Origin of the sequence: Baaleninema simplex PCC 7105 (assembly GCF_000332355.1) — a bacterium.
Lineage (GTDB): Bacteria > Cyanobacteriota > Cyanobacteriia > Cyanobacteriales > Geitlerinemataceae > Baaleninema > Baaleninema simplex.
Genome location: NZ_KB235959.1, coordinates 678,441 through 691,851 on the forward strand (window position 1 = coordinate 678,441; position 13,411 = coordinate 691,851).

Below are 13,411 nucleotides of genomic sequence, written 5' to 3' on the forward strand. Positions count from 1 at the left end.
ATAGGGGGCGAAGGGGGGATAGGGGGCGAAGGGGGGATGTGGTGAAGACTTCTTGAAACCTAGCTTATCAGGAACGGATTCCGTATAAGAATATAAAATAACTTACTTGAGGCTCACAGAACTAGGACTTACGCAGTTCGACCCAAATTACACTAAATGGAGAGGTCGAGGGGCATTACGCTGAAATAGTGTAGATGCGTAACTTGCTTGAGACTCACAAAACTTGAATTGCGAACTCGAACGAATAAAAAAACTCGAACGATACAATATATAGCAACCCTAAATCAGTAGTGTAACAAAATCAGGACAAAAAAGGAATCGTGAACAGAAAATCGAATTTTTTTAGTGTTTTAATTTTTGACGACTCATTGGGAACTGCTATATAAATATAACAGGTATGCTTATAATCTAAAAAACAAAACAACTTAATAAAATAGGGAGATCGCAATTTCAATGAAGTATCGACGAATTTTTAGCCTGTTTCTTACGGTCGTTGGTGGGATACAGGCGTGTCACCTTTTTTCAGAAAATAATTTAGGATCGAATGCCAAAAATAAACTCCTCGTTTCTGGATCGAGTACCGTTGCTCCCTTAGCTGAGAAAATCGCCGATCGCTATCAAGTCAAGCATCCTAGAATTCAAATTCAGATCCAGACTGGCGGATCGTCCAAAGGCATTGAAAACGTTCGTCAAGGTATTTCAGATATTGGCATGGTGTCTCGAGATTTAACTGAAGACGAAGCCGACTTATTGGCTTTCCCCATTGCTCGAGACGGAATTTCAATTTTAGTTCATCAGGGTCTTCGGAGTTTGTGGTTATAAATGTATAGCATGATACAAAAAATTGAAGATTCGAGAGCCAAAACCCTTGAAATCTCGTGAAGTTAGTTTTTCTGTCACCCTAAACTCCGAAGAGCCGTTCATCAAAACAATCCAGTTGACTCGCTATCCAACGAGCAGATCGTCAAAATTTATACGGGTGAAATTGAAAACTGGAGCGAGGTGGGAGGCGAGAATGCAAAAATTTCCACGATTAGCAAACAAGAAGAACGAGCAACTTACGAGGTTTTTGTCGAGTATTTCGATCTCCAGTCGAGTAAGATAGAAATAAATGTCGAAATTGGCGATAACTCAGAAGCGATCGAGACCGTTCTCAACGATCCCCATGCGATCGCCTACGTTTCCATCGGCGCAGGCGAATACGAAATCGTCCACGGAACGCCCATCAAATTACTCCCGATTAACGGGGTAGACGCGACGATCGCCAACGTTCAAAACGGAACCTTTCCGATTTTGAGGACGCTCAATTTCATCACGGCGTCGCCACCGACAGGTATTCAAAAAGATTTTCTCGAGTTCGCAACGTCCGATCGCGTCAGCGATCTCGTCCGAGAACAGACTTTTATTCCCATTGCGCCCTAACACCTGTCGAGACTGAAGAAAATCCGAGTATCCTAGTTGTTTGTGGCTCCACCTCGACCATCATCACCTCCAACCATTATGAGTGCCGAACTAATCTGCGTCGGAACCGAACTCCTCCTCGGCGACATTCTCAACACCAACGCCCAATACATCGCCCAGCAACTAGCCCGTCTCGGAATTCCCCACTTTTATCAAAGTGTAGTGGGTGACAACCCCGATCGCATCAAACGGGTCGTTCGCACGGCGATCGAGCGATCGAACCTCCTCATCTTCACCGGAGGACTCGGCCCCACTCCCGACGATCTCACCATCGAAACCCTTGCCAGCTTCTTCAACACCGAACTCGAAGAACGTCCAGAGGTGCTGCGAGACATTCAACAAAAATTCGAGCGACGGGGACGCACCATGTCGCCAAGCAACCGCAAACAAGCCCGATTTCCCCGAGGGGCTAACGTTCTACCCAACCCCATCGGTAGCGCCCCTGGCATCATCTGGCAACCCCGTCCCGATCTCACAATTCTGACCTTTCCCGGCGTTCCGGCGGAAATGCAGCGAATGTGGCAAGACACTGCCGTCCCTTACCTGAAACGCCAGGGTTGGGGTAAAGAACTCTTTTACAGTCGCCTGTTGAAATTTTGGGGCATCCCCGAATCGGAACTCGCCGAAAAAGTCTCGCACCTGTTGAACTCCGCCAACCCCACCGTCGCCCCTTACGCCAACTACGGCGAAGTCAAACTGCGCATTTCTGCCAGGGCTGCTTCAGAAGCCGACGCTCGAACGTCGATCGATCCGGTAGCGCAGCAAATTCAAGAGATTGCCGGGTTGCACTACTACGGTTGCGACAGGGACACGCTCGCCTCTGTGGTGGGGCAGTTGCTGCAAACTCGAGGCGAAACCCTTGCCGTGGCCGAATCCTGTACGGGGGGCAGTTTGGGCAAAGCCCTCACGGAAATTCCCGGTAGTTCGGTTTACTTTTGGGGGGGCGTCATCGCCTACGATAACCGCATTAAAGAAGAGTTGCTGGGAGTGAACGTCGAAGATCTCGCCACGTACGGGGCAGTCTCGGCGACAGTAGCCAAACAAATGGCGTCGGGAGTGCGCGATCGCGCTCGGACGAACTGGGGCCTCGGCATTACGGGAATTGCAGGGCCTGGCGGTGGCACTCCCGAGAAACCGGTGGGGTTGGTGTATATCGGCTTGGCGTCTCCCGACGGAACGGTCGAAAGTTTCGAGTATCGCCTCGGGGATACGCGGGGACGGGATTGGGTGCGTCGCGTCAGTGTCAGTCACGCTCTCGATCGCCTGCGTCGGGCGTTACGATTTTAGCGGTCTCGTTGTCTGCGGGATTTTCGACAATACGAACGGGGATGGATAGACTGCGATCGCTATGCGATTTCGGGTGCATCTTGACTTTTGCGATCGGAATCCCATTTATCCTCACCAATGTTCTCCTAATTTTTGCTGAAATTTATGTTTTGTGGGTGAGAAAACGATATTTCGTACGATCTCGTTTACAACCTGGAGTTGTGGAAGTGTTGGCGTGGTACGACGAATGGGGCGATCGCTATCTCGCACCGAAAAAGGCGCTCGAAGCCACTCAACGCCAACCCGATCGATATCGCTAACAGTTTGGTGGATTAAGTGTCTGAACTCTAGTTGAAAAAGTTTCACCAACTTTCCTGTTTCGGCGGTTATGCTATGGAAAACTTCTGTAATCCCAAGATAGAACAGATGCGATCGTACCGATGAACCCTATTTTTCGTCGATCTGTAGTTTTAGCAACTTTAGTATCGATAAATTTTATTGTCCCAGACAAGACAAAATCGAAAAACTTACTTTTGTCACAGAATCCCTCTGGGCAGCCTTCCTCAATACAACTGACACCCGATCCAGAAGTCGTTAAGCTAGAAAAAGAGAAATTAAAACGAGAAATAGAAAAAATAGAGGCAGAAAAAAGCAAAATCGAAAATGACGATCGCAACAATAGTCGCGATTTAACCACCACTCGAGGGTGGATTAATTTACTATTTGGCAACGGTTCGGTTATTATCGCAATTATACTTGGATTTAGCGGATTCGTTCGCTACTTACAAGAACTTCGTGAAGAACGGAAAAACAAAGAAGACGAACGATTTGAATCGATCGTTAAAAGTCTCGGCAGCGAACATATTCAAGAACGCATTGGGGCGGCGGTACTTCTGCCGACTTTTTTACGCCCGAAGTACGAGCGATTTTACATTCAAGTTTTTAACTTGGCGGCTGGCAATTTAAAAGCATTTAAAATTATCTACCAAACTCGAGAAAACGATCGAACAAATTCTCAAAATAATTCGTTAGATCCCTTAGAACCAATTTTGGCTAACGTGCTGAGAGAGTCTTACTCTCAAGCTCGCGATATGTTGTTTTTTTGCCCTCATTTAAAATATCGAAAGATATGGGCTTACTGGTTTTCTAAAAAATATTTTTGGAATCGCATTTTACATAAAATAAAAGCGATCAAAATTTCTGATGAAGATTGTTTGGAGATGGTTAGATCTCAGCTAAATGCAACGGCTGTTCAGTTAGATGAAAGTTATCTTTCTCATGCCGATCTAAGATATATTTGGCTCAGACACGCCTCTTTACAAAAAGCAACGCTCTCGAATTGTGTTTTACAGAACGCCAATCTAGAGAAGGCGAACCTAGAGTATACCGTTTTCTACAAAGCTGATTTAAAAGGGGCGAACCTCAAATACGCGAACCTCGCCGGAGCCAATTTGAACGGAGCGAACTTGAGTGGAGCGAAACTTTACAAAGCGCACCTCGAGTACGCTCATCTCTACCAAAGTACACTACAGTCTACCGATCTCAAGGAAGCTAACCTACGAGATACAAATCTCATTGGTGCGAAATTTATCGGTGCGAACCTACACTTTACCAAACTACCACGCGCCAACTTACAGTATGCTAACCTAAAGGACGCAGATCTATTTTGCGCGACCTTAGAGTCCGCGAATCTAAAAGGAGCGAACTTCCGAGGAGCTAAAAATCTACTCCCAAATACCATCAAACAAGCCTGTTACTGGCAGCAAGCTGAATTTGACGACGATTTTTGGGCAGAACTGAACGAAGCTCCCAATTCAAACCCTCCACCGGATTGTAGTATCTGGAAGTATTTGGAAGACTATAGCAGTCCCAAATGAGTCGTCAAAAATTAAAACACCAGAAAAAATCTGATTTTCCGTTCCCCGTTTCCTATTCCCCGTTTCCCGTTTCCCGTTTCCCGTTCCCCGTTCCCTATTCCCGACTTTGTTACATAACTGATTTAGGGTTGCTATAGTAATTTGAGCTACCGTAAAAGTAGAAAAGTTTATAATATTAGGTTTGAATTATGGGACGAAAAGCCAAACTCAAGAAACTCCGCAAAAGTGCCAAAACCGATCCAGAAGCGGCAAAACGGCGACAAAATATCGACGATACGCAGTTTGTGAAGGACTTGCAACGGCAAGGATACGATCTCAAGGTGGGCGATCGCGCTCCCGACATTCCCGAATCGAGTCCCGAACCCCAAGTTTGATTACAGTCACCCGTCGAATTGACAATGAGATCGGTGGGGAAACTGTTACCTGTGAACGGTTCTCACTTTTCCCGCTTCCCCGAAGAAGCTCCCCCGCGCCCAAATTCGACTGTTGGAGCGATCGCGCTCTATGTCAAACTAGAGGATGTCGAAATTTTAAGCATCGATTCGATCGCCACGAGGCGGCCGAGTTGATGGGTTCTGTGTCGTCTCAAGCACTCCTCATGGGCAAACAGCGCATTCTCTCCGGTGTTCAACCCACAGGTAACTTACACCTCGGAAACTATCTCGGGGCAATTCGCAACTGGGTCGAAAACCAACACCAGTACGAAAACTACTTCTGCGTGGTGGACTTACATGCGATCACCGTTCCCCACAACCCCGCCACCCTGGCCTCCGACAGCTACACGATCGCAGCGCTGTACCTCGCCTGTGGCATCGATCTCGACTGTTCCAACATTTTCATTCAATCTCACATCAGCGCTCACAGCGAGCTGACCTGGCTTCTCAACTGCATCACCCCCATCAACTGGCTACAGGGGATGATTCAGTTTAAGGAAAAAGCCCTCAAACAAGGGGAAAACGTAGGAACCGGACTCCTCGATTACCCGGTTCTCATGGCCGCTGACATCCTGCTGTACGACGCCGATAAAGTCCCCGTCGGGGAAGACCAAAAGCAACACATCGAACTGACCCGAGATCTCGTCATTCGCCTGAACGACCAGTTCGGCGACCCGGAAAATCCGGTGTTGAAAATGCCCGACCCCCTCATCCGCACGGACGGGGCGCGGATTATGAGCTTGACGGACGGGACGAAGAAAATGTCGAAGTCCGATCCTTCAGAAATGAGTCGGATTAACCTTCTCGACTCCCCCGACGTCATTACCAAAAAGATCAAAAAGTGCAAAACTGACCCCGTGCGCGGTTTGGAGTTCGACAACCCAGACCGTCCCGAATGTAACAACCTCTTAACGCTGTATATGCTGCTGTCGGGCAAAGATAAAGCCACGGTAGCCGATGAATGCGCCGATATGGGATGGGGTCAGTTCAAGCCATTGTTAGCTGAAACGGCAGTCGAAGCCCTAACTCCCATTCAGACGAAGTATAAAGAGGTAATGGACGACAAGGAATATTTAGAGTCGGTTCTGCGTCGCGGCCGCGAAAATGCCGAACCGATCGCCCAAGCGACCCTCGCTCGTGTCAAAGACGCGATGGGCTTCTCGAAACCTCTCTAGTCCTCACTTGCTCCTTACAGATGTCCGAGAACCAGCATGACTTGCTTCCGCAACGCCATTGAATCGAAACAATTCTTAATTACCGCCGAAGTCGCGCCACCGAAGGGGGGAAATCCCGCCCATATGGTGGAGATGGCACGGGGTTTAAAAAATCGCGTTCACGCGGTCAATATTACCGACGGTTCGCGGGCGGTGTTGCGGATGTCATCGTTGGCAGCGTCGGCGATTTTGTTACAACAGGGTATCGAACCGATCTGTCAAATGGCCTGTCGCGATCGCAATCGCATTGGCTTACAAGCAGACTTAATGGGTGCCCACGGCTTGGGAATTCGCACGATTTTAGCCCTGACGGGCGACCCGGTGAAAGCCGGAGATCATCCCGGTGCGAAAAGCGTCTTCGACATGGAGTCGGTGCGCTTGTTACGGCTTATTCACAATCTCAATCGGGGCATCGACTTCAACGACAAACCCCTCACGGACGGGAAAACGGACTTGTTCCCCGGCGCGGCGGTCGATCCTCAATCCAAGAGTTGGTCGGGATTGCAGCGTCGCTTCGAGAAGAAAATCGAAGCCGGGGCGCAGTTTTTTCAAAGTCAACTCATTTCGGATTTCGATCGCCTCGACAAATTCGTGACTCAAATCGCTTCAGCTTACAACAAGCCAATTTTGGCAGGAATTTTTCTAATCAAATCGGCAAAAAACGCCCATTTCCTCAACAAGAAAGTACCGGGAGTTCAAATTTCTCAGGAGATTATCGATCGCCTCGACCGCGCCTCCGATCCCTTGCGCGAAGGGATGGCCATCGCTGCCGAACAAGTCCGTTTAGCCCGAGATCTCTGCCACGGCGTCCACATGATGGCCATTCGTAGCGAACATTTGATTCCCGAAATTCTCGACATGGCTGACGTCGAGCCAATTGAAAGTTGATAAAGCTCCTGATTCTGTTCCCCATCTAAAGTCGAACTCAGGCTTGTGTTCGATCGATCTAGGTTTTTGAAGAGCGTTCTTTACAAATCGAGGGTCTTCGGGAATTGCGGTGTAATTTGTTATTTTGAATGCGAAATTGGGCGGGGGCGCATTGCCATGACGCCCCTAAATTAAGGGTTTTACTTACCATAAAATCAGCTTATCACCTTAAACCCAGAAGACCCCAAATTGATAGTATAGCAGTCCCAAGTGAGTCGTCAAAAATTAAAACACCAGAAAAAATCCGATTCCCTGTTCCCGATTCCCTTTTTGTCCCAATTTTGTTAAACAACTGATTTAGGGTTGCCATATTATATTCAAACTGAATATTTTAGATCGAACGACTTGCCAAAAACTTAATAATATCTAAAATGCTGGCATTGCGATTTCGATAAAGTTCAATGTCTCGTCGATCGATTTCAGGTCGTTCTGTTTGATATTGCAGATCGATTTTACGAACTGCCGTTGCATACGCATCCATCACTAATTTTTTGACATCTAACTTATCAGATTGAGGGGGGATTTTGAGCTGAACGAGTAGCGATCCGTTTTCACTTTCTTCAAGTCCAAAAATCGCTAAATTTTCGAGATTTTTTTGCGATCGCACCGTTTCGATCGCCTCGAGTAACGATGCCCACTCAATGCCCTTCGAGAACATCAACTCGATGGTGGCGTACATCTTTTGAAACAGTTGCGTCAGCTCTCCCGGTGCGAAACTGCCCAAACGAGGGCGACAGTCTTGGCGGTTTTGCTTGAGATAGACATACTCGCAGATCGCAAAATCCAAACAGGCCGGGCGATCGAGCGACCAATCTTCCACACAAGCCCCTGTTAACCGCGTGCGATCGAGCTTCGTATGCAAAATTTTACTGCGGCTGAGGTCAGCCTCGCTCAGATACGCCTCGCTCAAATCGGCTTCGCTCAAATTCGCGTCGCTGAGATCGACTTCTCGTAACAAAGCCCCCCGCAGCGTCGCCCCCGTCAGATCGCAGCCGTGTAAATTCGCTCCGATCAGATAAGATTCCGACAGATCGCTGGCTCTCAACGTCGCTTCCGCCAAATTCGCCCGCCGCAAATCGACGTGGCGCAAGTTCGCTCGCGACAAATCCCGCCCTTTCAGATCGGCGCGAAACAAATTAGCCCGAACTTCGGGATGGGCGCGACGCCAGTTATTCCAAATCTCGATCCCAGCTCCAAGTCGCTCCAAATGTTCTTCGTTTGCCATACCATCCACCTCTTCCCGTAATGGCGTTCGGTCTCGATCGCGCAACACTCGTTCTTTCACTGCTCGACTGCCATCGTCAGTATAAATTCTTCCATCTAGCTTAACTGCGCGATCGACCCGGAGATGAGACGCTCGAATAATGTGATGATGTTAAAAAGAAAACAAGAACAACAATAAGGTAAGAGGGTAAAACAGTTAACGACTCGCTGTCATCGCCGTTCGCCGTTCGCCGCTCGCTGTAAACAATGTCCTCCCAATTTTGGCTGACCCTTCCGACTTATCTCATCGTTTTCGCCCTCGGTGCGTCCGTTGGGAGTTTCGCTAACGTGGTGGTGTATCGCCTTCCCGCCGGACTGTCGCTGCTGTGGCCGCCATCGAGATGTCCGCACTGCGGTCATCGGCTGCGACGACGCGAAAACGTTCCCGTCTTTGGTTGGTTGTGGCTGCGAGGACGTTGCGCCCACTGTCGCGCCCCCATTTCCCCTCGCTATCCCCTCGTCGAAACGGCGACGGGGCTGTTGTTCGTTCTCGTCTTTTGGCTGTACGGGCTGTCTCTGACAACTCTAGGATACTGGCTATTTTTTACAGGATCGCTCGTGTTATCCCTCATCGACTTCGATACGATGACCCTTCCCAATCCGATTACCCAACTGGGGGTTGTATTGGGGTTGACGTTTCAAACTGCGTTGGGATGGCAAAACGGCGCGGCGATCGAAGGTTTGATGGCGGGAGTTATCGGCGCAGTCGTGGGAATTTGGCTCGTCGATGGAATTCGCCTCGTGGCGTCCGCGGCCTTAAACAAAGAAGCGATGGGCGCCGGAGATGCTAAACTCACGGCGGCCATCGGGGCGTGGCTGGGTTGGAAACTCATGCTCGTGGGTGGGTTTCTCGGCTGTGCTATCGGCGCGTTCGTTGGAGGAGCCGCGATCGCCTTGGGTTGGCTGCGGCGATCGCAACCGATGCCTTTCGGTCCGTTTTTAGCTCTCGGCGGTGCAGTGGCAGCTCTCTGGGGAGAGGCGATCGTTCAGAGCTATCTCGACCTATTTTTTCCGAGCTTGGGCAGCTAACCGAGAAAAACAGTGAAGACAGTCACCAGTCACCCGTGAGGACAGTTGAGAGTTGACAGTTTCTCCCCCTCTCGCCTGAAGAAGCTCCCCCGCTTCTTTACTCCCGAATCGAACCGTTGTATTCGAGGTCTATCGCCCAAGTATCGGGATCGACAGTGACGACACTTTCGACCGTGTAGGTTTGAGATTCCGGGGCCCGCCCTAAGAACGTAAACGTAATCGTGCCATCTGCATTGATTTCGTAGGGAGCGTCAGCAGAAGGACCGTGCATCGCGGGTTCTGCTCGGTATTCTCCCAAGCCGCCGTTAGCTTGCTCGGCCGCTTGACGGGCGTAGTTTTTCGCCCGATTGAGATCCATCGGAGAAATTTCAGCTTCAGCCAAACGCGGATCGAGTTGCAGTCTGACGTTGGCAGAGGCAGGAAGTGCGGTCAGGCTACCCGCCAGCACTGTCGCGATCGCGATCGGGGTCGTAGCGCGTTTCAAGCGCTCGATGGTTAATAATATCGTGTCACTCTTCATCGTATTCACCCAAACAAGACCGTTTTTCTGCATTAGACCTCTTGCACGAATCAAAATCCTCCCCCTTAATCCCCCCTTGTTAAAGGGAGAGACTCGCTCCCTCCCCGTGCGAAGGAGAAGATTGGGGTGGACTCAGAAATTGATGCAGGAGGTCTATCGTTAACGTATCGCAGCTCCGGCTCGGGCGATCGCGAGGGACTCCCAGATTGCGATCTGACACAGTTCGGATGCTTTCGAGACCGGAATTTGATACGATGCGATCTGTATCTAAGATCGTACTTTTTTAAGATCGCGAAGATTCGTTAAAGATCCCGAGAAACTTCATGTCTCTATTCGATTGGTTTGCAGATCGGCGCAAATTAAACTCAATGGGTCAAAAACCGCAGGAACGCGAAATCGCTGAAGGACTATGGACCAAGTGCGAGTCCTGTGGCGTTTTAACCTATACAAAAGACTTGCGTGCGAACCAGATGGTCTGTCCCGAATGCGAACACCACATTCGGATCTTTAGCGAGGAGCGCATCCAGCAACTGATCGATCGCGACACCTGGCAGCCCCTCGACGAACATCTGCGTCCGACCGATCCTCTCGGGTTCCGCGATCGCAAAGCCTACCGCGATCGCATCAGCGACTACCAAAGCAAAACCCAACTCAACGACGCCGTACAAACCGGCTTGGGACAAATTGACGGTTGCCCCGTTGCCCTCGGCGTGATGGACTTTCGCTTTATGGGGGGGAGCATGGGGTCGGTCGTCGGGGAAAAACTCGCTCGCCTCGTCGAACGGGGAACCCAAGAACGCCGTCCCGTGGTCATCGTCTGCGCCTCTGGCGGCGCTCGGATGCAAGAAGGGATGCTGAGCTTGATGCAGATGGCGAAAATTTCGGGGGCCCTGCAACGCCACCGAGCAGCTCGCTTGCTCTACGTTCCCGTGTTGACGCACCCCACCACCGGCGGCGTCACCGCCAGTTTTGCCATGCTCGGCGACATCATTCTAGCCGAACCGAAAGCCACTATCGGCTTTGCCGGACGCCGCGTCATCGAACAAACTTTGCGCCAGAAGCTACCGGAAAACTTCCAAAGCGCTGAAGACTTACTAACCCACGGCTTTGTCGATGCGATCGTGCCTCGACCGCAACTCAAAAACACCCTAGCCCAACTCGTTCGCCTGCACTCGACCCCTCCCGAATCCTTGGGCGGCCACCTCAGCCACGTCCAGACTTCGGAAATCGACTTTCCCTCCACCGTGACAAATCCCTAAAACCGACGCGCCAAAGTTGCCGGACTCTGGCATGATATTCATATTGACAAAATGCTCGAAATGTCGGGCGTCCCACGGATCTGCCGTGGGATAAGTCAACAAGTTTTAGAGGAAAACTATGCTAAAAAGAGTTTTTGGGCTAGCAGTAGCCACAGTGTTCTTTGCGTTTCAAATATTTGTCAATAGCGCGGCGGCCTTAGACCTCGACGCTGAAACGCGTACGGTTCCCTTGAACGCACAGGGCGATACCGTGACGCTCTCCCTCGAGCAAGCTACCCGCGGTCAGCGCCTTTTCGGTGATATCTGCGCTCAGTGTCACCCCCAAGGAATTACCAAAACCAACCCCAACGTGAAGCTGGGACTGGACGATTTAGCCTTGGCTACGCCCCGTCGCGACAACGTCGAAGCACTGGTGGATTACATGGAACATCCCACCACCTACGACGGCGAAACTGACATTTCGGAACTGCACCCGGCCACCTCGAGTGCGGATATTTTCCCCGAAATGAGAAACCTGACGGAAGAAGACTTGTTCGATATCGCCGGTCACATCTTGATTCAGCCGAAGCTGCGCGGTGTGATGTGGGGGGGCGGCAAGGTTTATAACTAGAACCGGTTGCCTCGAGAGAACTGTCCCGGTGTTCGCGTTCGGACACCGGGAGCCGATATTAAGTCATAAAAATTTACACTTTAGAGTATGTCTTTTCGATTGCCGACAGCCGCGATCGCGACGATGGAGTTTCTCCGTCGCCTGTTCGCGATCGCGTTGCTTTGTAGCAGCCTCGTTGTCCTAGCGACCCCAGCTCGCGCGGGAGCGGTCGATCGCGACGTGAAACGCTACTTAGTTTCCGAGGGGCCGGCAGCGGTGAAACTCGACGACAGCGGTAACACGCGAGAATTTACGGGGGAAGCCCTCACCCGAGGACGCGAGCTGTTTATGGAAAACTGCGCCTACTGTCACTCTAACGGGTTGACGCTGCCGTTTCCCCCAGTATCTTTAACGCTAGAAGACTTGGCAGGTGCGACGCCCCCTCGAGACAATATTTCCGGGTTTGTCGAGTATATGCGCTTTCCGATGACCTACGACGGCTCGGAACCGACGGTTTGGTGTCGGGAAGTTCCCGAAAGCTGGCTGTCTCGTGAGGAACTCGAAGAACTGGCAGCGTTTACCTTGAGTGCAGCGGACAAGGTTCCGGGTTGGGGAACCGTCCCCTCTCGATTTTAACTTTAGTCCCGACGAGACCAGAGGTCTCGAGTTGAGCAGAACCGCCGCGCATCCTACGATTCGACCGTAAGGTGAATCGATAGTTAGCGGCGGACAACAATGTACTATAATCAAAATTAGCCAAGTCGAGATTGCCGATCGGACGCGCAAACTCTTCGCCGCCGTATCGGTACAGCCAACTGTTCGTTGACATACTCCCCAGCCTGAAGGCGTGGGGATTCTCCAGACCTCACGGTTCTAGATTTCTGGTTCGGCGACAACCCTTACTACCCATTGTTGCCAATAAGTAGGGCTTGCTGAAAAGAAGTGAAAAGCTTACGGTGTAAGGCTTAGAGGAGTCTTGACGTGGCTTCGAGAACCCGAAAAAGAGGTAAAATTGGAAATTCCCGTGCATCCGGCAAGAAAAAATGTATCGAAAATCACAAAATCCTGACGCGCCCGAAGAAGCCTTTGAACTTCCTTTTGAAGGCAAGTTGTGTGAAGAAAATCGTTGGGTAATTTTGGCGAACCTCATTCCCTGGGCAGAATTTGAGGAAGAATATGCCCAGAATTTTTCTGAGGAAATGGGAGCGCCAGCGAAACCGTTTCGGATGGCACTGGGAGCCTTAATTATGGGTCTTCGGAGTTTGTGGTTATAAATGTATACCATAATACAAAAAATTGAGAATTCGAGAGCCAAAACCCTTGAAATCTCGTGAAGTTAGTTTTTCTGTCACCCTAAACTCCGAGGAGCCTTAATTATTAAAGAAAAATTGGGAATAAGCGACCGAGAAACTGTCGAACAAATTAAAGAAAACCCTTACCTACAGTATTTTATCGGGGAAAAGAGTTATCGAAACGAAGCGCCTTTTGATGCTTCAATGATGGTTCATTTTCGGCAAAGGATTGGTCGCTCTCTACTTCAAAAAATAAATCGAAGAATTGTCCGACAAGCTT

The 13,411-nt window shown here is 50.1% G+C and carries 12 protein-coding genes and 2 pseudogenes; 12 read left to right on the plus strand and 2 right to left on the minus strand.

Annotation, left to right across the window (positions count from 1 at the left end; translation table 11 throughout):
- Positions 1–453: 453 nt before the first annotated feature.
- From GEI7105_RS40075 to GEI7105_RS0123030, 7 genes and pseudogenes are all read left to right on the plus strand, one after another.
- Positions 454–1,422, plus strand: a pseudogene (locus tag GEI7105_RS40075) (phosphate ABC transporter substrate-binding protein).
- 78 nt (positions 1,423–1,500) lie between these two features.
- The gene (locus tag GEI7105_RS0123000; RefSeq protein WP_017662758.1) at positions 1,501–2,748 is read left to right on the plus strand and encodes a competence/damage-inducible protein A; all 1,248 of its coding nucleotides are present in this window, start codon (positions 1,501–1,503) and stop codon (positions 2,746–2,748) included.
- Positions 2,749–2,828: 80 nt separating this feature from the next.
- Positions 2,829–3,047, plus strand: a complete 219-nt coding sequence (locus GEI7105_RS0123005) for a hypothetical protein (RefSeq protein ID WP_017662759.1) — start codon at positions 2,829–2,831, stop codon at positions 3,045–3,047.
- A gap of 213 nt (positions 3,048–3,260) precedes the next feature.
- Entirely contained in the window at positions 3,261–4,604 is a 1,344-nt protein-coding gene (locus tag GEI7105_RS33870; RefSeq protein ID WP_158413251.1) for a pentapeptide repeat-containing protein, read from the plus strand.
- A gap of 188 nt (positions 4,605–4,792) precedes the next feature.
- A complete protein-coding gene (locus tag GEI7105_RS0123015) occupies positions 4,793–4,978 on the plus strand; it encodes a hypothetical protein (protein WP_017662761.1) in 186 nt (61 codons plus the stop codon).
- A gap of 224 nt (positions 4,979–5,202) precedes the next feature.
- Positions 5,203–6,213 carry a tryptophan--tRNA ligase gene (gene trpS, locus GEI7105_RS0123025; protein ID WP_026097895.1) on the plus strand — a complete coding sequence of 337 codons (1,011 nt, stop codon included), beginning with the start codon at positions 5,203–5,205 and terminating at the stop codon, positions 6,211–6,213.
- Between the two features lie 36 nt (positions 6,214–6,249).
- Positions 6,250–7,140 (plus strand): methylenetetrahydrofolate reductase, encoded by an 891-nt coding sequence (locus tag GEI7105_RS0123030; RefSeq protein WP_017662764.1) that lies wholly within the window; start codon positions 6,250–6,252, stop codon positions 7,138–7,140.
- A 370-nt stretch (positions 7,141–7,510) separates the two neighbouring features.
- Here GEI7105_RS0123030 and GEI7105_RS0123035 read toward each other — a convergent pair whose 3' ends face one another.
- A complete protein-coding gene (locus GEI7105_RS0123035; RefSeq protein WP_144053998.1) occupies positions 7,511–8,464 on the minus strand; it encodes a pentapeptide repeat-containing protein in 954 nt (317 codons plus the stop codon).
- 185 nt (positions 8,465–8,649) lie between these two features.
- On the opposite strand from GEI7105_RS0123035, the gene GEI7105_RS0123040 reads away from it, so the two are divergent.
- Positions 8,650–9,471 carry a prepilin peptidase gene (locus GEI7105_RS0123040; protein ID WP_017662766.1) on the plus strand — a complete coding sequence of 274 codons (822 nt, stop codon included), beginning with the start codon at positions 8,650–8,652 and terminating at the stop codon, positions 9,469–9,471.
- Between the two features lie 97 nt (positions 9,472–9,568).
- Here GEI7105_RS0123040 and GEI7105_RS0123045 read toward each other — a convergent pair whose 3' ends face one another.
- The gene (locus GEI7105_RS0123045; protein WP_017662767.1) at positions 9,569–9,991 is read right to left on the minus strand and encodes a hypothetical protein; all 423 of its coding nucleotides are present in this window, start codon (positions 9,989–9,991) and stop codon (positions 9,569–9,571) included.
- 323 nt (positions 9,992–10,314) lie between these two features.
- On the opposite strand from GEI7105_RS0123045, the gene accD reads away from it, so the two are divergent.
- The 4 genes and pseudogenes from accD to GEI7105_RS41345 all read left to right on the plus strand — a co-directional run.
- Positions 10,315–11,250, plus strand: a complete 936-nt coding sequence (gene accD, locus GEI7105_RS0123050) for an acetyl-CoA carboxylase, carboxyltransferase subunit beta (RefSeq protein WP_017662768.1) — start codon at positions 10,315–10,317, stop codon at positions 11,248–11,250.
- 118 nt (positions 11,251–11,368) lie between these two features.
- Positions 11,369–11,860 (plus strand): photosystem II cytochrome c-550, encoded by a 492-nt coding sequence (gene psbV, locus GEI7105_RS0123055; protein WP_026097897.1) that lies wholly within the window; start codon positions 11,369–11,371, stop codon positions 11,858–11,860.
- A gap of 87 nt (positions 11,861–11,947) precedes the next feature.
- Positions 11,948–12,475, plus strand: coding sequence for a photosystem II cytochrome PsbV2 (gene psbV2, locus GEI7105_RS0123060; protein ID WP_017662770.1), 528 nt, complete (start codon positions 11,948–11,950; stop codon positions 12,473–12,475).
- A 407-nt stretch (positions 12,476–12,882) separates the two neighbouring features.
- Positions 12,883–13,411: pseudogene (locus tag GEI7105_RS41345) on the plus strand (transposase); the annotation flags it as partial.